Here is a 20,868-nt window from a genome sequence, read left to right as displayed (position 1 = left end):
GTGCGCGAGGTAGACCTCCCGAGGGTCTACCTCGCGCACACAGGTCTACCTCGGCGGACGGGGCCGACGGTCAGTAGGTCGGGCGTCCCGGTTCGACGTCCCGCACCCACGCCAGGACCCCGCCCTCGACGTTGCGTGCGTCCACGCCCGCGGCCCGCGCGAGGCTCGCGACCCGGTCGGACCGGCCCCCGACCTTGCACAGCACCGCGACGGTCCGGTCGCGCGGAAGATCGGCGAGCGCCGCGGCCGCGCCGGGCCCCGCGTAGACCCCGCTGGGCACCGCGCGGGCGCCGTCGATCGCCACGATCTGCGTCTCCCAGACCTCGCGCACGTCGAGCAGCAGCACGTCGTCGTCGGGGTCGGCGAGGCGGTCGGCGAGCTCCCGCGCGGTCAGGGTCGTGGGCGTCGCGGCGGCGGGGTGGGTCCCCGGCACCGGCGTCCCGTCGCCCGTTCGCCGGATGGTCGAGGTGCTGCCCGACGACGTCGCTCCCGTCCCTGGGACCGGCCCGTCCGAGGCGGCGCCCGGCCCCCCTGCCACCCGGGCGAGGTCGACCGCGAGGCGACCGTCCGCCGTCGGGCCGGAGAAGAGGCCCGTCCCGGAGGAGACGACGGCCGGGACCGCTGCTGCCGCCGGGGCGACCCCGCAGAACACCTCGTAGGCGCGGTCGCCCGCCAGGAGCTCGGTCACGGAGACGCGCTGCGGGTCGGCGCGGACCGTGAGGTGACGCCACGTGAGCTCGAGCGAGTCGTAGACCGCGAGGCGGCCGAGGAGCGTGCGTCCCGCTCCCGTGATCAGCTTGATCGCCTCGGTCGCCATGACCGAGCCGACCGTGCCGCACATGGCACCCAGGACGCCGCCCGTCGCGCAGTCGGGCACGGTGCCGGGCGGCGGCGGCTCGGGGAACACGTCGCGGTAGACCACGCCCTCCCCGACCGGAGGCGCCGACCAGAAGACGCTGACCTGCCCCTGGAAGCGGAAGATCGAGCCCCACACGCACGGGATGCCCGCGATCTCGGCGGCGTCGCCCACGAGGTAGCGGGTCGCGAAGTTGTCGGTCCCGTCGAGGACGACGTCGTAGCCGTCCAGGACGGCCAGGACGTTGCTCGCGTCGAGACGGTGCTCGTGCAGGCGGACGCTCACGTGCGGGTTGACCTCCGCGACGGCGTCGCGCGCCGACTCCACCTTGGGCCGCCCCACGTCCGAGCCGCCGTGGATCACCTGGCGCTGGAGGTTGGAGACCTCGACGCGGTCGTCGTCGACGATGCCGATCGTCCCGACGCCGGCCGCGGCCAGGTAGAGCAGCGCCGGGCTGCCCAGCCCGCCCGCGCCCACGACCAGGACGCGCGCGGCGCGCAGCCGCTGCTGGCCCTCGACCCCGATCCCCGGCAGGGCCAGGTGCCGCGAGTAGCGGGCCAGCTCCTGCGGGGACAGCGGCTCGGTCGAGGGAGCGACCAGCGGCGGCAGCGAGGTCATCGCGCGTACTGCTCCACGAGGGCGTCGAGCTTGGCCTCGGCCTCGCGGTGCACCTTCTTCTCCAGGATGAAGGACATGACGGGCACGACGCCCGCGAAGACCATGGTGGCCAGACGGCCCCAGCTCCAGCGCATCTTGGACCACAGGTCCAGGACCGTCACGAGGTAGACCACGTAGACCCAGCCGTGCGCGAACGGGATCCAGCCCACGAAGCGCATCACGCCGTCGACGTCGACGAAGTGCCCGACGCCGTACTTGACGATCATCTCGACGCACAGGATCAGGAGCATCACACCGGTGATGAGGGCCATCACGCGGTAGCGCTGGAGCGCACCGCGGGCCTTGCGGACGGCGCGGTCCACGACCTCCTGCGACGGGGCGTCCGCCGCTGCGTCGGAGGTCGTCTGCGAGCCGGCGGGGTCGGGCGTGGTCATGGGAAGGTTTCCTTACGCTGAGCGAAAATCCGTGGCCCGGTGTCGGTGGCCACACCTAATGTTAGTGACCGTGCGACCCCTCCCCCTCCCCGACCCGGGCACCCCTCCGCTCACCGGCCCCGGCGCCTTCCTCTGGTGGCTCGCGCGCCGCCAGTGGGGCATCCTCCTGGTCGCCGTCCTCCTCGGCATGGTCACGTTCGTGTGCCAGGCCGTCATGCCCTACGTGCTGGGCCGCGCGCTCGACGAGGGCCTCGACGCGGGCTTCGGTGCGGTCCTGCTCGGCTGGGCCGCGGTCATGCTGGGCATCGGCCTCGTCCAGGTGGGCGCCGCTGCTCTCGGCCACCGCTTCGACATCGAGAACTGGCTGCGCTCGGCCTTCACCACCTCGCAGCTCGTCGGCGACACCGTGGCGCGCTCGGGGCACACCATCACGGACGAGCTCCCCACGGGCGAGGTCGTGTCCGCCGTGGCGTCGGACGCGCTGCGCGTGGGCGAGGTCTACGCGATCGCGGCGCGCTTCGCGGGCTCCCTCATGGCGTACGCCGTGGTCGCGGGGATCATGCTGAGCACCTCGCTCCAGCTGGGCCTCGTCGTGGTCCTCGGGCTGCCGGTCGTCGCGGGCATCCTCGCGTTCCTCGTCAAGCCCCTCCAGCAGCGCCAGGCCGCGCAGCGCGAGGCGTCGGGCCGACTGACCACCCTGGGCGCGGACACCGTCTCGGGCCTGCGCATCCTGCGCGGCATCGGCGGCGAGAAGGTCTTCACGGACCGCTACCGCACCCAGTCGCAGGCCGTCCGCGAGACGGGCGTGCGCGTCGCGACCACGCAGTCCTACCTCGACGGGCTCCAGGTCCTGCTGCCCGGCCTGTTCGTCGCCCTGGTCCTGTACCTGGGCGCGCACGCGGCCGTGGCCGGGGACATCAGCCCGGGCCAGCTCGTCGCCTTCTACGGGTACGCCGCGTTCCTGTCGTGGCCGCTGCAGATCGCGACCCAGACGCTCCAGATCACGACGCGCGCCCACGTGGCCGCGAAGAAGCTCGTCAAGGTGCTCTCGGTGGTCCCCGCGACGGGCGCGACCCCGGGCACGGCGTCCGCACCGCCCGCCGGGGCGCCCCTGGTCGACGACGCGAGCGGTGTCGAGCTCACGCCCGGCCGCGTCGTCGCGCTCGTGAGCGTGGACCCGGACGAGTCGGCGCGCATCGCCACGCGGATGGGGCGGTTCGACGACGTCGCGGAGGCGGGCACGCCCGTGCACCTGGGCGGGATCCGGCTCTCCGACCTCGACAAGGACGTGGTGCGCGAACGCATCGTCGTCGCCGAGGCCACGCCCCACCTGTTCTCCGGCGTGCTCGGCGAGGAGATCGACGTCCGTGGCGGGAGCCTCGAGGCCGAGCTCCTGCGGGCCGTCATGATGGCCGACGCGCACGACGTCCTGGACTCGGTGCCCGACGGCCTCGCGGGAGAGCTCCCCGAGAAGGGCCGCTCGCTGTCCGGCGGTCAGCGCCAGCGCGTCGCCCTGGCCCGCGCGATCCTCACCGACCCCGAGATCCTGGTGCTCGTCGAGCCCACGAGCGCGGTCGACGCCCACACCGAGGCCCGCATCGCCGAACGCCTCGCCGAGGTCCGGCGCGGGCGCACCACGCTCATCGTGACCGCGAGCCCGCTCGTGCTCGACCACGTCGACGACGTCCTGTTCGTCGAGGACGGCCGCGTCGTCACGCACGGCACTCACCGCGACCTCCTGCACCGCCCTCTCGACGCGCACCAGGGCGAGGAGGCCGCACGCTACCGCGCCGTCGTCGGGCGCTCGATGGACGAGGCTCCCGCCGAACCCGACGACGACCACCTGCCCACGGGCTCCGCCGAGCTCACCGACGCCTCGAAGGGCGTGTCATGAAGCTCCCCATCGCCGACGCCTCCCAGGTCCGCCAGCACACCGCCTACCTGGTCCGCGAGCACCGCAGGCCGCTCGTCGGCCTCGCGGTCCTGCACACCGTCGCGGCGATCGCGGGGCTCGCAGGCCCGTGGATCCTGGGCCGGCTCGTCGACGCGGTCGCCCAGGGCACCACCTCGGCCTACGTCAACCAGGTCATCGCGATCGGCGTGGGCGCGGTGCTCGTCCAGGCCGTGCTCATCCGCTACGCCCAGAAGTCCTCGATGATCTTCGGCGAGACGGTCTTCGCCGAGCTGCGCGAGGACTTCCTGGAGACGGTCACGACGCTGCCGCTGTCGACGGTCGAGCGCGCCGGCACGGGAGACCTCGTCGCGCGCACGACGAACGACGTCAACCGCATCCAGCACGCCGTGCGGTTCGGGGTCCCGCGCCTCATCGTCGCGGTCGTCACGATCCTGCTCACGGTCGTCGCGAGCATGCTCACCTCGCCCCTCGTGGCCGTGTCGCTGTTCCTCGGCGTCCCGCTCATGGTCGTCGTCTCGCGCTGGTACCTGCGGCGCGCCTCACCCGGGTACCAGCGTGAGTCCGCGGCGTACGCCGCGCTCAACGGCACCATCACCGAGTCGGTCGAGGGTGCCCGCACGGTCGACGCCCTGCGCCTGGGCGCCCGGCGCCGGGCCCGGGTCGAGGCGGACCTGCGCGAGGCCTTCGCGGCCGAGAGGTACACGCTGAACCTGCGCACGGTCCTGTTCCCGGTGGTCGACTTCACGTTCGTGCTCGCGCCCGTCGCGGTCATCGTGTGGGGCGGCTACATGCTCTCGACCGGGCACGCGACGATCGGCGCGGTGACGACCATCGCCATGTACGCGTTCCAGCTCGCAGGCCCCGTCTGGGAGCTCATCTTCTGGCTCGACGAGATCCAGGTCGCCGCGACCTCGCTCGCACGCATCGTGGGCGTCAAGCTCGTCGACAGCGACCGCGAGGCCGGGGACGAGGTGCCCACGGACGAGCACGTCGTGGCGCGGGACGTCGAGTACGCGTACCGCGAGGGGCACAACGTGCTGCACGGGATCGACCTCGACCTCGCGGTCGGCGAACGCCTGGCGGTCGTCGGCCCGTCGGGCGCGGGCAAGTCGACGCTCGGGCGCATGCTCGCAGGCATCCACCCGCCCACGGGCGGCTCCGTGACCGTGGGCGGCGTCGAGCTGGTCGACCTCCCGCTCGACGACCTGCGCCGTCACGTCGCCCTCGTCACGCAGGAGCACCATGTGTTCGTCGGGTCGCTCGCGGACAACCTGCGCCTGGCCGACGAGCACGCGGACGACGCCGCGCTGCTCGCGGCGCTCACGGCGGTCGACGCCCGGGGCTGGGTCGAGGCCCTGCCCGACGGGCTCGCGACCGAGGTCGGCTCGGGCGGTCACGTGCTCACGCCAGCGCAGGCGCAGCAGGTCGCGCTCGCGCGGCTCGTGCTGCTCGACCCGCACACCCTGATCCTCGACGAGGCGACGTCCCTGCTGGACCCGCGCGCGGCCCGGCACCTCGAGCGCTCGCTCAACGCCGTCCTCGAGGGGCGCACCGTCGTCGCGATCGCCCACCGCCTGCACACCGCGCACGACGCCGACCGGGTCGCCGTCGTGGACGGCGGGCGCATCACCGAGATCGGGCCGCACGACGAGCTCGTCGCGGCGGGCGGCGACTACGCGCGCCTCTGGAGCTCCTGGCAGCAGGAGTAGCCCGTCCCCGCGCGGGACCGTTCAGGGCGTGGCCGGACACCGACCACGCCCTGAACGCTGTCCCGCGACGCCCTGACCTGCCGGTACGCTCGCGCCGTTCCGACGTGTCCCGGCGCAGCCCGACGACCCGCCGGGACGACGAGGTCCTCGGCGCACACCCGGATGCACAGCAGACACGACGCCCTGCTTCCAGGCATTCCCCAGGAAGAACCCTCAGGATTGGTTGAACGTTCAACGAGGATGCGAGGGGCCATGAAGAAGACGATCGCGCTGACCGTCGGGATCGCGATGCTGTGCGCGCTCCTCCTGCTCGGTGGCACGTGGGTCTACGCCCGCTCGCAGGCCGGCACCGAGGCCGCTCCCCTGTCGATCGGCTCCGCGGCACCCAGCGACGACACCTCGGCCGCGCAGGACGGCGCGGGCTCGTCGGGCTCGCCCGTCGACGGTGTCCAGGACGGCGTCTACGCCGTGGACACCGAGTCCCAGGCGGGCTACCGGGTCGACGAGGTGCTCTCGGGGCAGGACGTGACCGTGGTCGGACGCACGAGCGACGTGCGCGGCGAGGTCACGGTCGAGGGCGGCGTCCTCACCGCAGCGAGCATCGAGGTCGACATGACGACCGTCGAGACCGACGACTCGGGACGCGACCGGCAGTTCCTGGGCATCCTCGACACCGGCGAGCACCCGACCGCGACCTTCGTCCTCACCGCCCCCGTCGACCTCTCCGGTCTGGCGACCGGCACCGCGACGGTCCAGGCAGCGGGCACGCTCACCATCAAGGGCGTCCCGCACGAGGTCACCGCGACCCTCGAGGCAAGGACCGCGGGCGCCGGAGCGCAGGTCAGCGGTTCGATCCCCGTGACGTTCTCCGACTACGGCGTGACCGCGCCGAACCTCGGCTTCGTCCAGGTCGAGGACGCAGGGACCGTCGAGATGCTGCTCGAGCTCACACCGTCGGACGGCTGACCGGGTCGCCGTTCGACGCGGCCCCCGCCGTGCCGCCGGCGGCCTCGCTCCCACCGGCGTCGGGCACCTCGCCGCGCGGTGCCGGCGGCAGGTCGGGCAACCCGGCGATCCCGCCCCCGACGCCGTCCGAGCGCTTGCGCCCGCCCGCGGCCTCGTCGCGCACGAGCCGCACCCACAGCGCGACCGCGAACGCGCCGAAGATCCACCACTGGAGCGCGTAGAAGGCGTTCTGGACGTTGACCCCGTTGCCGCCCTCGATCGTGGGCCGAGGCAGGAGGTGGGGACCGCCGTCGGCCGCGGAGAGCTGCGCAGGGTCGGACTCCATGAGCACGAGGTACCCGCCGTAGATCGGGTTGCCCCACACGTTGGCGAGCGCCGCCGAGGAGATGGAGTCGGTCTGCCCCTCGGGCAGCCCGCCGGTGCCGGCGGCCTCGGAGGCCTGGAGGTAGGCGGCGAGCCGCACCTCGCCGGACGGGACCTCGAGGGCCGGGCCGTCCGTCGTCGGGACCCAGCCACGGACGACCGGGACCACGGGCGGACCGGACAGGTCGGCCCAGGACTCGCCGCCCGTGCCGTCGTCGCTCACGCGCAGCGGAGTCAGGACCAGGTAGCCCGTGCGCCCGTCGAGCGCGCGCCCCGCGACGAGGAGCTGGCCCTCGGGCTCGTACTCGCCCTCGACCCAGGCCTGGCGTCCCACGAGCTCGCCCGGGAACGTCGACTGCGGGGGAAGCAGGACCCCGAGCCCCTCGGGGCCGGCGGCCTCGGCCTCGGCCTCGGCGATCTCGTGCTGCTCGGCGAGCTCGGCCCGCTGGTAGGCACGGTCGAGCTGCCACACCCCGAGGCGGCCGCACACGCCCGCCGCGAGCAGGAAGAGCAGCAGGAAGCCGATCATGCGGGGGCGGCGGGCGACAGCCCAGAAGCCGGGGCGAGAGGGGGCCTGGTCGGACACGACTCCACGGTAGCCGGGCGGGGGTGACCGGAGAGAATCCCCGACCCCCGACGTGACCCAGACCACTCCCCCGGACGAGATCGACCGTCCCGGGACCTCTCGACGCAGCGGTCGGGACCTTCGTCCTTTTCTGCCTCGACCGACGCACCTCACATCCCGTGGGGCCGTCGAAACCATGCGTTGCCCCCATGGATGAGGTTGTATGAAGGTGCCACCATTCCCCGGTACAGCTGGAGCGTGCGATGACTACGACCACCTCGCGTCCGACAGAAGGAACCCCTTGGCGATCCGCCGAGGTCGCCCCCCTCTCCGAGGAGACGCTCGCGCGTGTCGACGGGTGGTGGCGGGCCGCCAACTACCTGTCGGTCGGCCAGATCTACCTGCTGGCGAACCCCTTGCTGCGCGAGCCCCTCACCCGGGACGACGTCAAGCCGCGCCTCCTCGGCCACTGGGGCACGACGCCCGGCCTGAACTTCCTCTACGCGCACCTGAACCGCGCGATCGTCGAGCGTGAGCAGTCGACGATCTACGTCACGGGCCCTGGTCACGGCGGGCCCGGTCTCGTCGCGAACTCCTACCTCGAGGGCACCTACTCGGAGGTCTACTCCGACATCACCCAGGACACCGAGGGCTTGCGCCGGCTGTTCCGCCAGTTCTCGTTCCCGGGCGGGATCCCCTCGCACGTCGCCCCGGAGACCCCCGGCTCGATCCACGAGGGCGGCGAGCTCGGCTACGCGCTCTCCCACGCCTACGGTGCCGCGTTCGACAACCCGGACCTGCTGGTCGCCGCGGTCGTGGGCGACGGCGAGGCCGAGACCGGCCCCCTGGCCACGAGCTGGCACTCGAACAAGTTCGTCAACCCGGTCAACGACGGCGTCGTCCTGCCGATCCTGCACCTCAACGGGTACAAGATCGCGAACCCCACGATCCTCGCGCGCATCAGCGACGACGAGCTGCGCGACCTCATGATCGGCTACGGCCACACCCCGTACTTCTTCACGGGCGGGTTCGACGGCGAGGACCACTACGAGGTCCACCGCCGCTTCGCGGTCCTGCTCGACGAGGTGCTCAACCACATCGCGCAGATCAAGGCCGACGCCGCGGCGGGCAACGACGAGCGCCCCGCCTGGCCCATGATCGTCTTCCGCACCCCCAAGGGGTGGACGGGACCCCAGTCGATCGACGGCAAGAAGACCGAGGACTCCTGGCGTTCGCACCAGGTGCCGCTCGCGAGCGCGCGCGACACCCCCGAGCACCTGCAGGACCTCAAGGACTGGCTCGACTCGTACCGCGTCCACGAGCTGTTCGACGACGAGGGCCGCCTCGACGCGGACGTCGCGAGGCTCGCACCTCCCGGCACGCTGCGCATGAGCGACAACCCGCACACCAACGGCGGCCTGTTGCTCAAGGACCTGCGCCTGCCCGACTTCCGCGACTACGCGGTCGAGGTCAGCGCACCCGGCGGCGGCACGTCGGAGGCGACGAGGGTCCTGGGTCAGTGGCTCACGGACGTGGTGCGCCTCAACCCGGACAACTTCCGGATCTTCGGCCCCGACGAGACCGCGTCGAACCGCCTGCAGGCCGTCTACGAGGTCACGGACAAGCAGTGGAACGCGGACTTCTTCGGGCCCGACGTCGACGAGCACCTCGCGCGTGCGGGTCGCGTCATGGAGATGCTGTCCGAGCACCAGTGCCAGGGGTGGCTCGAGGGCTACCTCCTGACGGGCCGGCACGGCCTGTTCTCGTGCTACGAGGCGTTCATCCACATCATCGACTCGATGTTCAACCAGCACGCCAAGTGGCTCAAGATCACGAACGACATCCCGTGGCGCCGCCCGATCGCGAGCCTCAACTACCTGCTCTCGAGCCACGTGTGGCGTCAGGACCACAACGGCTTCAGCCACCAGGACCCGGGCTTCATCGACCACGTGGTGAACAAGAAGGCCGAGATCGTCCGCGTCTACCTGCCGCCGGACGCCAACACCCTGCTCTCGACCTACGACCACGTGCTGCGCTCGCGCCAGTACGTCAACGTCGTGGTCGCGGGGAAGCAGCCGGCGCCGAACTTCCTCACGATGGACCAGGCCGTCGCGCACTGCACCCGGGGCCTGGGCATCTGGGAGTGGGCCGGCACGGAGGTCCCGGGCGAGGACCCCGACGTCGTGCTCGGCTGCGCGGGCGACGTCCCGACCCTGGAGACGCTCGCCGCGGCCGACCTGCTGCGTCAGCACCTGCCCGGGCTCAAGGTGCGCGTCGTGAACGTCGTGGACCTCATGCGCCTGCAGGACGAGAAGGAGCACCCGCACGGGCTCTCCGACCGCGACTTCGACACGCTCTTCACCACGGACAAGCCAGTGGTCTTCGCGTACCACGGGTACCCGTGGCTCATCCACCGCCTGACCTACCGCCGCAACGGGCACGAGAACATCCACGTGCGCGGCTACAAGGAGGAGGGCACGACCACCACGCCGTTCGACATGGTCATGCTCAACGACCTCGACCGGTTCCACCTGGTGATCGACGTCATCGACCGCGTGCCGTCGCTGCGGTCGAAGGCGGCAGGTCTGCGCCAGAAGATGGTGGACGCCCGCCTCGAAGCACGGCAGTACACGAGAGAGCACGGCGAGGACATCCCCTCGGTCCGTGACTGGGTGTGGCCCGACGCGGGCGACACCGCGACAGAAGGGAGCGGCCCGTCGTACGACGCGGCCGCCGCTACCGGAGGCGACAACGAGTGACCAGCACCGCCCGATCCATCTACCTCGCCTCACCTGAGGGCGAGACGGGGAAGTCCACGATCGCGCTGGGCGTCCTCGACCTGCTGACCCGTCGGGTCCAGCGGGTCGGGGTCTTCCGGCCCGTGACGAGGACCGCCCCGAGCTCCGTCGCGGGGGCCACCGCCCCCGTCGACGGGGCGGGTTCCGCCGCCGCACCCGGCTCCGCGGACCGCGACTACGTGCTCGAGCTGCTGCTCGCGCACGACGGCGTCGACCTCACCTACGAGGAGGCCATGGGCGTCACGTACGACGACGTCCACGCCGACCCCGAGGCGGCCCTCGCCCAGATCGTCGCCCGCTACCACGACGTCGCCAAGCAGTGCGACTTCGTGGTGATCGTCGGCACGGACTACACCGACGTCGCAGGCCCGACCGAGCTCGCGTTCAACGCCCGCATCGCGGCCAACCTGGGCGCCCCGGTGCTCCTGGTCGTCTCGGGCCGTGACCGCACGCCCGAGGCCATCGCGAACCTCACCGAGGTCAGCGTCAACGAGCTCCGCTCGAACCACGCCCAGCCCATCGCGGTCGTCGCGAACCGGTGCCGCCCCGAGAGCATCGAGCAGGTGCGTGCGCAGCTCACGGCGATCACGCCCGAGGGCCAGGGCACCCACTCTGCGTCGGGCTCGCTGCCCGGGTGGGCCATCCCGGAGGACCCGTTCCTCAACGCCCCGACCGTGGCCGCGATCATGGAGGCCGTGGGCGGCCGGCTCGCGCTCGGCGACCCCGAGCTGCTGGGCCGCGAGGTCCTCGACCTGCTCGTCGGGGCCATGTCGCTCGAGCACCTGCTCGAGAAGCTCGTCGACGGCGCCGTGGTCATCACGCCGGGCGACCGCAGCGACATCCTCATCGGCCTGCTCGCCGCGCACCAGGCCCGCAACTTCCCGTCGCTCGCGGGCATCGTCCTCAACGGCGGCTTCTACCCGACGGACTCGACCGGTCGCCTGCTCGAGGCCCTCGACCCGAGCCTGCCGATCATCCGTACCGACCTCGGGACGTTCCGCTCGGCGAGCGCCGCGTCGCGCGTGCGCGGTCGGGTGTCCAAGGAGTCGCAGCGCAAGGTCGACACGGCGCTCGCGCTGTTCGAGCAGAACGTCGACGGCGCCGCGCTCCTCGCGGGCCTCGACGTCCCGCGCCCCGAGGTCGTCACGCCGCTCATGTTCGAGTACGAGCTGCTCTCGCGAGCCCGCGCGGACCGCAAGAACATCGTGCTGCCCGAGGGCGACGACGACCGCATCCTGCGTGCGGCCTCGACCCTGCTGGGTCGCCAGGTCGCCGACCTGACGATCCTGGGCGACGAGCAGTCGATCCGTGCCCGGGCGACCGAGCTGGGCCTCGACATCGACGCCGCGACGGTGATCGACCCGCACGACCCGGAGCTCGTCCAGCGCTTCGCCGAGGAGTACACGACGCTGCGCGCCCACAAGGGCATGACGGTCGAGCGCGCGCGTGAGATCGTCCCGGACGTGTCCTACTTCGGGACGATGATGGTCCACCTGGGCCTTGCCGACGGCATGGTCTCGGGGGCGCGTCACACGACGGCGCACACCATCAAGCCGTCGTTCGAGATCATCAAGACCATGCCGGGCGTGTCCGTCGTGTCGTCGGTGTTCCTCATGTGCCTCGAGGACCGCGTCCTGGTCTACGGCGACTGCGCCGTGAACCCGGACCCGACCGACACCCAGCTCGCCGACATCGCCATCTCGTCGGCCGCGACGGCGCTCCAGTTCGGGATCGACCAGCGGGTGGCGATGCTGTCGTACTCGACCGGCGAGTCCGGCTCGGGCGTCGACGTCGACAAGGTGCGCTCCGCGACCGAGATCGTGCGCAGCCGCCGCCCCGACCTGTTCGTCGAGGGACCCATCCAGTACGACGCCGCGGTCGACGCGTCCGTGGCCGCGTCCAAGATGCCGGTCTCGGACGTCGCGGGCAAGGCGACGGTCTTCATCTTCCCCGACCTCAACACGGGCAACAACACCTACAAGGCGGTGCAGCGCTCGGCGGGCGCCATCGCGGTGGGACCCGTCCTCCAGGGCCTCAACAAGCCCGTGAACGACCTCTCGCGCGGTGCCCTGGTCCAGGACATCGTCAACACCGTGGCCATCACGGCCATCCAGGCACAGGCGGGCTCGTCCACCGAGCCCAGCACGAACGGAGCACCCGCATGACCGTCCTCCCGGAGCACGAGCGCTCGAACCCGTACTCGGCGTACGGCGCGCACGGTTCGGTCCTCGTGATGAACTCGGGGTCGTCCTCGCTCAAGTACCAGCTCGTCAACCCGGTCGGCGGCGAGGCCATCGCGGCGGGGACCATCGAGCGCATCGGCGAGTCGAACGGCGTCATCAAGCACCGTTTCGCGGGCAACACGACCACGCGTGAGGAGCCCGTCCGTGACCACGCCGAGGCGCTGCGCATCGCGCTGTCGCTGTTCGACGAGGTCGGGCCGCGGCTCGCCGACGCCAACGTGTACGCCGTGGGTCACCGCGTCGTCCACGGCGGCGCCCAGTTCTCCCGCCCCGTGCTGGTGGACGACGAGGTCGAGCGCCAGATCCTGGACCTCGCTCCGCTCGCCCCGCTGCACAACCCGGCGAACGTCACGGGCATCTCGGTCGCCCGTGAGCTCCTGCCCGACGTCCCGCACGTCGCGGTGTTCGACACGGCGTTCTTCTCGTCGCTGCCCGAGGCCGCCTCGACCTACGCGCTCGAGAAGGAGACCGCGAAGAAGTACGGCGTGCGCCGGTACGGCTTCCACGGCACGAGCCACCACTACGTGTCGGGCAAGGTCGCACGCGTCCTGGGCCGCCGGCTGCAGGACCTCAACATCATCGTGCTGCACCTCGGCAACGGTGCGTCGGCCTCGGCCGTGCGCGGCGGCATCGCGGTCGACACGTCGATGGGCCTGACGCCGCTCGAGGGCCTGGTCATGGGGACCCGCACCGGAGACATCGACCCCGCGGTGATCTTCCACCTCGCCCGCAACGCGAACATGTCGATCGACGAGCTCGACGACCTGTTCAACAAGCGCTCGGGCATCAAGGGCATCGCGGGCGAGAACGACTTCCGCGCGCTGCACGACCTCATCGCCGCAGGCAACGAGGACGCGAGGCTCGCGCTCGACGTGTACATCCACCGGCTGCGCAAGTACATCGGCGCGTACATGGCCGTGCTGGGTCGCATCGACGTCATCGCGTTCACGGCCGGTGTGGGCGAGAACGACGACATCGTGCGCGCCCAGGTCGTCGAGGGCCTCGCGGGCCTCGGCATCGCGGTCGACCCGGAGCGCAACGCGGTCCGCAGCAAGGAGCCGCGCGTCATCTCGCCCGACTGGACGAGCACGCTGGTCATGGTCGTGCCGACCATGGAGGAGCTCGCGATCGCCCGCCTGAGCGTGGAGATCGTCGAGGAGACCGAGAAGGCCGGGAAGCCCGTGACGTTCCCGCCGGCAGCGCCGGCAGCGCCGGCAGCATCGGCAGAGCCGGCCGGGTCGGCCACCGAGCCGTCCGCTCCTGCCGAGCAGGCAGAGCCGGAAGCACCTCAGGAGTCCTGACCGCCCCACCGCCGTCGTCGCGCGCCCGAGCACAGCGCGACGGCACGTGCGTGGGCACGGCACTGCCCGCGCACGACCCGAGCCACGCCTCGACCCTCTAGGGTCGAGGCGTGGCTCTTCTCATCGACCCGCCGACCTGGCCGGCCCACGGGACCTCGTGGTCCCACCTCGTCTCGGACTCCTCGCTCGACGAGCTGCACGAGTTCGCCGAGCGGCTGGGGCTGGGCCGGCGCGCGTTCGACCTCGACCACTACGACGTCCCTGCCGAGCGCCACGCGGACTGCGTCGCCGCGGGGGCCCAGGACGTGTCGGGGCGCGAGCTCATCGTGCGGCTGCGGGCCTCGGGGCTGCGCGTCCCCGCCCGCGAGCGGGGAGCGGCCAAGGCCGCGGCACTGCTGGCGCGCTGGGACGCGGTCCTGCCGGGGCTCCCGGGGGCGCGGGAGGTGGGCAACGACCTGATCGCCCGCTGGCACGAGCCGCACCGCGCCTACCACGGGCCCGCGCACCTGGTCCACGTGCTCGACTCCCTCGCGGTCCTGGAGGGCCGCTCGCCGGGCGTGCCCTCCCCCGGCGAGCCTGCGCCGTCGGGCGCGTCGCAGGGCACGCAGCTCGCGCTGTGGTTCCACGACGCGGTCCACGAGGGCGTCGCGGGCGAGGACGAGGAGGCGTCGGCCGCGCTCGCGGTCGCACGCCTGTCGCCGCTCGTCCCCGGCCCGACGGCGTCGCTCACCGGGAACCGGTCCACCGCCCACGGCGGGGCGCACCTCACGCACGACGACGTCGCGGAGGTCGCGCGCCTCGTCCGGCTCACGGCGACGCACGACCCCGACGCGGACGACGTGGTGGGCGCGCTCGTGTGCGACGCCGACCTCGCGATCCTCGGCTCCGCGCCCGACCGGTACGCCCGCTACGTCCGGCAGGTCCGCGCGGAGTACGCCCACGTGCCTGACGAGCAGTTCGTGGCGGGTCGTGCCGCGGTCCTCGAGCAGCTGCTCGCGCTGCCCTCCCTCTTCCGGACCCCGTCGGGGCGCGACCGCTGGCAGGAGCGCGCCGAGCAGAACCTGCGGACCGAGCTCGCGGGCCTCGCTGCGCGCGGCCTCGCGCAGGGCCGTAACCCTCGCCAGTAGGCTCGCCCGCATGAGCGAGCAGGGGACGGATCGGGCCACGCCCCCGGAGACAGCGCCGGACGTGGCGGGGCCGAACGACACCTCCACGGAGAGTCCTGGGCGCCCCGCAGCGGGGCGGGCACGCCGACCCGGACCGTCCTGGCTGCGAGGCCGCCGCGGACGCGCCGCGCTCATCGGGGCAGCCGCGCTGGTCCTCGTGGTCGCGGCCCCCGTCGCGTGGGTCCAGGTGAGCGGGCAGCTGCGCGTGCACCCCGGGGTCGAGGACGTGCCCGCGCGCCCCGTGGCCCTCGTCCTCGGCGCGGGCCTGCGCCCCGACGGCACGCCGTCGACGTACCTCACGCGGCGCCTCGACGCTGCGCGCGAGCTGTACGAGCGCGGCACGATCGAGGTGATCCTCGTGAGCGGGGACAACTCGAGCGAGGACTACGACGAACCGACCGCGATGCTCGACTGGCTCGTCACCCACGGCGTGCCCGCGGAACGCGTCGTGCGCGACTTCGCGGGCTTCGACACCCACGACACGTGCGTGCGGGCACGTGAGGTCTTCGGGGTCACCGAGGCGGTCGTCCTCACGCAGGACTACCACCTGCCCCGGGCGCTGTTCTCGTGCGCGCAGGCGGGCATCGACGCGGTGGGCGTCGGGGTGTCCGCGGAGAGCGTCGAGCCCGCCAAGGCCGTGATGTACCGCGTGCGCGAGGCGCCGGCCTCGCTCAAGGCCGCCTGGGACGCCGTGACCGGCCGGGAGCCCGTGCACCTCGGCACGCGCGAGACCGCGGTCACGGACGTCCTGGACTCGCTCTCGGCCGCTACGGCAGGCGCAGCTTCTTCATGACCGCGAAGGCGGTCGTGAGCAGGCGGCTCGCGCGGTCGGCAGGCTGCGCGTAGAGGGTGTCGAAGCTCAGTCCGCGCGACACCCCGCGCTGGACCACGATCGTCTGTGCCTCGGTGAGCGCCTCGATCCCCTCGCGCCCGTGCCGACGCCCCACGCCCGAGCTCTTGAACCCGCCCATGGGTGCCGCGACCGAGCCGAACGCCGACGCGTACCCGTCGTTGATGTTGACGGCCCCCGCCTCGACCTGCGCGGCGAGCCGGCGTCCGCGCGCGGTGTCCTGCGTCCAGATGCTCGCGCTGAGCCCGAGGTCCGAGTCGTTCATGGCCCGGATCGCGGCCGCGTCGTCGGGAACGCGAGTCACCGTGACGACCGGGCCGAACGTCTCCTCGCGCGCGCACTCGGCCGTGGGCGGCACGTGGTCGAGGACCGTGGGCGCGTAGAAGAAGGGCCCGATGTCCGCGCGGTGCACACCGCCGGCGAGCACACGGGCACCCTGCGAGAGCGCGTCGTCGACGTGGGCCACCACGCGGTCGAGCTGCGCCTGGGACGTGAGCGAGCCCATGTCCACCGAGTAGTCGAGCGCGGTGCCGAGCCTCAGCTCGCGCACGAGCGGGACGAACGCGTCGAGGAACTCCTCGGCGATGTCCTCGTGCAGGACGAGCCGCTCGATCGAGACGCAGAGCTGGCCGCTGTTGGAGAAGCACGCACGCACGGCACCCTGGGCCGCGGACGGCACGTGCGCGTCGGCCGCGACGTACAGGGGGTTCTTGCCGCCCAGCTCGAGCGTGGTCCCGATGAGCCGCTCGCCCGCCTGCGCAGCGACCTTGCGCCCGGTCGCGGTCGAACCCGTGAACGCGATGTGGTCGACGAGCCCCGTCAGGGCCGCACCGATCTCTCCGCCACCGGCCACGACGAGCAGCAGGTCGCCGGGCAGCCCGGCCTCCTCGAGGACCTCGGCGGCCCACAGGGCAGTCAGCGTGGTCTGGGGGTCCGGCTTGACCACCACGGCGTTGCCTGCGACCAGGGCGGGCAGGGCCTCGGCGAGGGCCAGCGTGAGGGGGTAGTTCCAGGGCGCGATCGCACCGACCACGCCGACCGGACGGCGGTGCACGCTCGCGCGCGTCAGGACGGGCAGCATCCCGCCCACGCGACGCTCGGCGAGGTAGTGCGCGGCCCGCACGCCGTAGTGGCGCGTGACCTGGGCGATGTCACCGACCTCCTCGAACGCGCTGCGACGCGACTTGCCCGTCTCCATCTGGAGCAGGTCCAGGATCTCGGTCTGCCGCTCGAGGACCAGGTCGTGGAAGCGCAGGAGCACCGCTGCGCGCTCGCCGACCGTGGTGTGCGCCCAGGAACGCTGGGCGCGACGCGCACGCGCGACCGCGACCGCGACGTCCTCGACCGAGGACAGAGGGATCGACGCGAGCGGCGCCCCCGTGAACGGGAGGACCGAGCGGTGCTCGCCCGCCGTGTGGGAGGTGACGACGCGGGCCACGAGGGGAGCGACGACGTCGGGCTCCAGGACGTACGTGGCGGAGGGGTGCTCCGGGTCCAGGAGGCCGTCGATGGCGGCGCTGCCGTCCGATGTTTCGCTTGCCATGCGTGACAGGTTACGCGGCAGCACCCCCGGGCAGAACATCCTTCACACAATCCCCTTTGGTAGGTCTCGCCCGGCGTGCCGGGAATGACGTCGGCCGGGGCCGACGGGCGCGGGCCGAGCCGGGGCCGCGCCGAGAGGGCGCCGGGATGCCCCGCTCAGCCCTGCGCCGCCCAGTTGCGCGCTCCGTCGAGGAGGTGCGCGAGGGCGTCGTCGACGACCTGGGCCGGGTCCCGCTCGGCGGCGGCCTCGGCCCACCAGACGAGGGCCGCGAAGTTCGCGGCCGAGCACGCTGCGGCGAGCGACCGCGCGCGCAGCGACGGCTGAGGCCCGCCCTCGGCGCGGGCCAGGAAGGACTCGACGAGCGCGGCCGACGTGCCGATGCGCGACGTTCCCCAGGCGAGCAGCTCGTCGTCCGAGCCGATGAGCCGCAGCCGCTGGCGTGTGACCTCGAGGGCGTCGTCGGGGAAGGTCGAGGACGCGACGAAGGCGGCGCGCACCACGTCGAGCGCCTCGGCCAGGCCTGCGGGACTGCTCGCGCCCAGAACCTCGGTGATCGCGTCGCGCGCCTCGCCCGAGCCGCCCCAGACCATCGCGGCCTTGGACGGGAAGAGACGGAAGAGGGTCCGCCGCCCGACGCCGCACGCGCTCGCGACGTCGTCCATCGTGACGTTCCCGAAACCCTGCTCGGTGAACAGGCGCAGGGCCGTGGCGGCGACGTGCGCCGGATCGACCGTGGCGGGGCGTCCCCGGCGTGCGGGTGTCTGCGACATCACATCTCCTCGCGAAACAGGTTTATGGCACTGAGTGTTATAAAGGTAGCAGGAGCCGAATCCAGGCACCTCGACCCGGCGGAAGGACCCCCATCATGAGCACGTCGACCATCCCGAACCGATTCTCCGGCGCGACCGTCGTCGTCACCGGCGCAGGCTCCGGCATCGGCAAGGCCACCGCGACCCGGCTCCTCGCCGAGGGCGCCCGCGTCATCGCGAGCGACCTCGACGCCGACCGCCTCACCGCGCTCGTCGCCGAGAGCGGCGAGGCCCCCCTCCTGACCATCGAGGGCGACGTGTCCGACGACGCCGTGATCGCCCGCATCGTCGAGGCCGGCGAGGGTCGCATCACGGGACTCGTCAACAACGCCGGGATCATGGACTCGTTCGTCCCCACGGCCGAGATCGACGACGCCCTGTGGGAGCGCGTCATGCGCATCAACGTGACCGCACCCATGAAGCTCATGCGCGCCGTGCTGCCCGCGATGGTCGACGCGGGCCACGGCCGGATCGTCAACGTCGCGAGCGAGGCCAGCGTGCGCGCCGGCGCCTCGGGCACCCCGTACGCGACCTCGAAGCACGCGGTCGTGGGCCTGACCAAGAGCACCGCGCTCTTCTACGGCCCCGCAGGAGTGCGCGTCAACGCCGTGGCGCCGGGCGCCGTCGCGACCAACATCGAGGCGCAGTTCCGCTCCGAGCTCGGCGCCAAGCGACTCGGGCCGATCATGCAGGCGACCGTGCCCGCCCCCGCGACCGCCGAGCAGCTCGCGGCCTCGATCACGTGGCTGCTCTCGGAGGACTCGGCGAACGTGAACGGCGTGCTCCTCATGTCGGACGGCGGCTGGTCGACCATCTGACGGCCCGTCCCGGGTCGTGGACCCGAGGCCGGTCGGGCTGCTCGCCGCGCCCGATCCGCCTCGGGCCCCGCTGCCCTGGTGTCTCAGCCGAGGTCGCGGCCGAGGACGGTGCACTCGGCGTCGACGTACCCGAGCCGCTCGTAGAAGCCCAGGACCTGCGTGTTGGTCGTGCGCACCATGAGGCGTACCTTGCGCACGCCCTGCGACGCGAGCCACGCCTCCGCGGCGACCACCGCGTCCCGGCCGAGCCCCGAGCCCTGCAGGTCCGGCGCCACCGCGACGTAGTAGATCCAGCCGCGATGCCCGTCGAACCCGGCCATCGCCGTCGCGACGACGGGGCCCGCCCCGCCGCCCGGAGCACCCGAGCGCGCGACGAGGATCGCCGAGGACGGGGCCGTCCGGGCGTCCGCCACGTCCAGGTGCGGGTCGTTCCAGGGCCGCGCGAGGCCGCACGCCTCCCACAGGGCGACGACCTGCTCGACGTCGTCGTCGGTGATCTCCCGGAAGTCGACGCCGCCCACGGAGAACGTCCCGACGACGCCGTCCCGCACCGGCTCGACGGCACCGTCAGGAGCAGCCCGCGCGGGTCCAGGCTCGCCGCCGGCGGGCGCACCCGCGCCGAGGGCGTTCGTCAACCCGACCCCGTCGCGGATGCGGCCCGGAGCCATCAGCGCGGCTGGTAGGGCGAGACGACGACCTCGACGCGCTGGAACTCCTTGAGGTCCGAGTAGCCCGTCGTGGCCATCGCACGCTTGAGCGCGCCCACGAGGTTGAGGGTGCCGTCAGCCTGGCGGCCCGGGCCGAACAGGATCTCGTCGAGGGAGCCCGCCGTGCCGACGCTCACGCGCTCGCCACGGGGAAGCTGCGGGTGGTGGGCCTCGGAGCCCCAGTGCCAGCCCTTGCCCGGGGCCTCGGTGGCACGCGCCAGCGCGGCGCCGAGCATCACGGCGTCCGCGCCGCACGCGACGGCCTTGACCAGGTCGCCCGAACGCCCCACGCCGCCGTCCGCGATGACGTGCACGTAACGGCCACCCGACTCGTCCAGGTAGTCGCGACGCGCGGCCGCGACGTCCGCGACAGCCGTCGCCATGGGCGCGTGGATGCCGAGGCTCACACGCGTGGTGTGCGCCGCGCCGCCACCGAAGCCGACGAGGACGCCCGCAGCTCCCGTGCGCATCAGGTGCAGGGCCGCGGTGTAGGTCGAGGCCCCTCCCACGATGACCGGGACGTCGAGCTCGTAGATGAAGCGCTTGAGGTTGAGCGGCTCCGCGTTGCCCGACACGTGCTCGGCCGAAACCGTGGTGCCACGGATGACGAACAGGTCGACCCCGGCGTCCACGACCGTCTTGTAGAACTCCTGCGTGCGCTGCGGCGACAGGGCGCCCGCGACCGTGACTCCGGACTCCCGGATCTCCTTGAGGCGCTGGGTGATCAGCTCGGCCTTGATCGGCTCGGCGTACACCTCCTGCATGCGACGCGTCGCACTCACGGCGTCGAGCGTCGCGATCTCCGCGAGGATCGGCTCCGGGTTCTCGTACCGCGTCCACAGGCCCTCGAGGTCCAGCACGCCCAGGCCGCCCGCGTTGCCCAGGGCGACCGCGGTCGCCGGGCTCATCACGGAGTCCATGGGGGCCGCCAGGATCGGCAGGTCGAAGTGGTAGGCGTCGATCTGCCACCCGACCGACACGTCCTCCGGGTCACGCGTACGCCGGGAGGGGACCACGGCGATGTCGTCGAAGGAGAAGGCGCGCCGTCCGCGCTTGCCACGACCGATCTCGATCTCGTTGCTCACCCGACGAGGATACCGGGCCCGGGCAGGGGAACGCCCTCGCGCGCCACGCGGTGGACCGCGACGTCCCAGCAGCGCCACCCGCCAGGGCTGTCAGGGGCCGTCAGGGCTGTCAGTGGCCGCTG

Annotated in this window: 16 protein-coding genes; 9 read left to right on the top strand and 7 right to left on the bottom strand. The window is 72.7% G+C overall.

Annotated elements, in window-relative coordinates:
* Positions 1-70 precede the first annotated feature (70 nt).
* A complete protein-coding gene (gene moeB / locus H9652_RS19740) occupies positions 71-1,474 on the bottom strand; it encodes a molybdopterin-synthase adenylyltransferase MoeB (protein WP_225227969.1) in 1,404 nt (467 codons plus the stop codon).
* Positions 1,471-1,908 (bottom strand): DUF3817 domain-containing protein, encoded by a 438-nt coding sequence (locus H9652_RS09185; RefSeq protein ID WP_191795953.1) that lies wholly within the window; start codon positions 1,906-1,908, stop codon positions 1,471-1,473. The genes moeB and H9652_RS09185 overlap by 4 nt, the downstream gene beginning before the upstream one ends.
* A gap of 58 nt (positions 1,909-1,966) precedes the next feature.
* On the opposite strand from H9652_RS09185, the gene H9652_RS09180 reads away from it, so the two are divergent.
* The 3 genes from H9652_RS09180 (at position 1,967) to H9652_RS09170 (ending at position 6,498) form a co-directional block, all read left to right on the top strand.
* Entirely contained in the window at positions 1,967-3,802 is a 1,836-nt protein-coding gene (locus tag H9652_RS09180; RefSeq protein ID WP_191795952.1) for an ABC transporter ATP-binding protein, read from the top strand.
* Positions 3,799-5,532: an ABC transporter ATP-binding protein gene (locus H9652_RS09175; protein WP_191795951.1), complete on the top strand. Its 1,734-nt coding sequence runs from the start codon at positions 3,799-3,801 to the stop codon at positions 5,530-5,532. The genes H9652_RS09180 and H9652_RS09175 overlap by 4 nt, the downstream gene beginning before the upstream one ends.
* Before the next feature lie 252 nt (positions 5,533-5,784).
* Positions 5,785-6,498: a YceI family protein gene (locus H9652_RS09170; protein ID WP_191795950.1), complete on the top strand. Its 714-nt coding sequence runs from the start codon at positions 5,785-5,787 to the stop codon at positions 6,496-6,498.
* Here H9652_RS09170 and H9652_RS09165 read toward each other — a convergent pair.
* Positions 6,479-7,447: an SURF1 family protein gene (locus H9652_RS09165; RefSeq protein ID WP_318244064.1), complete on the bottom strand. Its 969-nt coding sequence runs from the start codon at positions 7,445-7,447 to the stop codon at positions 6,479-6,481. The two genes, H9652_RS09170 and H9652_RS09165, sit on opposite strands and share 20 nt — an antisense overlap.
* Positions 7,448-7,689: 242 nt before the next feature.
* Between H9652_RS09165 and H9652_RS09160 the strand changes: the two genes are divergently transcribed.
* From H9652_RS09160 to H9652_RS09140, 5 genes are all read left to right on the top strand, one after another.
* Positions 7,690-10,185: a phosphoketolase family protein gene (locus H9652_RS09160; RefSeq protein WP_191795949.1), complete on the top strand. Its 2,496-nt coding sequence runs from the start codon at positions 7,690-7,692 to the stop codon at positions 10,183-10,185.
* On the top strand, positions 10,182-12,389 hold the full coding sequence (pta, locus tag H9652_RS09155; protein ID WP_191795948.1) for a phosphate acetyltransferase: 2,208 nt from the start codon (positions 10,182-10,184) through the stop codon (positions 12,387-12,389). The genes H9652_RS09160 and pta overlap by 4 nt, the downstream gene beginning before the upstream one ends.
* Positions 12,386-13,768 carry an acetate/propionate family kinase gene (locus tag H9652_RS09150; RefSeq protein ID WP_191795947.1) on the top strand — a complete coding sequence of 461 codons (1,383 nt, stop codon included), beginning with the start codon at positions 12,386-12,388 and terminating at the stop codon, positions 13,766-13,768. The genes pta and H9652_RS09150 overlap by 4 nt, the downstream gene beginning before the upstream one ends.
* Positions 13,769-13,878: 110 nt before the next feature.
* Positions 13,879-14,895 (top strand): DUF4031 domain-containing protein, encoded by a 1,017-nt coding sequence (locus H9652_RS09145; RefSeq protein ID WP_191795946.1) that lies wholly within the window; start codon positions 13,879-13,881, stop codon positions 14,893-14,895.
* 10 nt (positions 14,896-14,905) lie between these two features.
* Positions 14,906-15,727: a SanA/YdcF family protein gene (locus H9652_RS09140; RefSeq protein WP_191795945.1), complete on the top strand. Its 822-nt coding sequence runs from the start codon at positions 14,906-14,908 to the stop codon at positions 15,725-15,727.
* Here the strand turns inward: H9652_RS09140 and H9652_RS09135 are convergent.
* Positions 15,702-17,327, bottom strand: coding sequence for a succinic semialdehyde dehydrogenase (locus tag H9652_RS09135; RefSeq protein WP_191795944.1), 1,626 nt, complete (start codon positions 17,325-17,327; stop codon positions 15,702-15,704). The genes H9652_RS09140 and H9652_RS09135 overlap by 26 nt on opposite strands.
* Positions 17,328-17,482: 155 nt before the next feature.
* The gene (locus H9652_RS09130) at positions 17,483-18,097 is read right to left on the bottom strand and encodes a TetR family transcriptional regulator (RefSeq protein WP_191795943.1); all 615 of its coding nucleotides are present in this window, start codon (positions 18,095-18,097) and stop codon (positions 17,483-17,485) included.
* A gap of 95 nt (positions 18,098-18,192) precedes the next feature.
* Between H9652_RS09130 and H9652_RS09125 the strand changes: the two genes are divergently transcribed.
* On the top strand, positions 18,193-18,954 hold the full coding sequence (locus tag H9652_RS09125; RefSeq protein WP_191795942.1) for an SDR family NAD(P)-dependent oxidoreductase: 762 nt from the start codon (positions 18,193-18,195) through the stop codon (positions 18,952-18,954).
* Positions 18,955-19,037: 83 nt separating this feature from the next.
* On the opposite strand, the gene H9652_RS09120 is transcribed toward H9652_RS09125, so the two are convergent.
* Positions 19,038-19,622, bottom strand: coding sequence for a GNAT family acetyltransferase (locus tag H9652_RS09120; RefSeq protein WP_191795941.1), 585 nt, complete (start codon positions 19,620-19,622; stop codon positions 19,038-19,040).
* Complete coding sequence (locus H9652_RS09115) at positions 19,622-20,746, bottom strand: GuaB3 family IMP dehydrogenase-related protein (protein WP_138825476.1); 1,125 nt, start codon at positions 20,744-20,746, stop codon at positions 19,622-19,624. Before H9652_RS09115 ends, H9652_RS09120 begins: the two co-directional genes overlap by 1 nt.
* Between the last annotated feature and the right edge of the window lie 122 nt (positions 20,747-20,868).

Source organism: Oerskovia rustica (assembly GCF_014836555.1).
GTDB lineage: Bacteria > Actinomycetota > Actinomycetes > Actinomycetales > Cellulomonadaceae > Oerskovia > Oerskovia rustica.
Note: the sequence above shows the minus strand (reverse complement) of the source record. Positions and strands in the feature narration are given on the sequence as shown.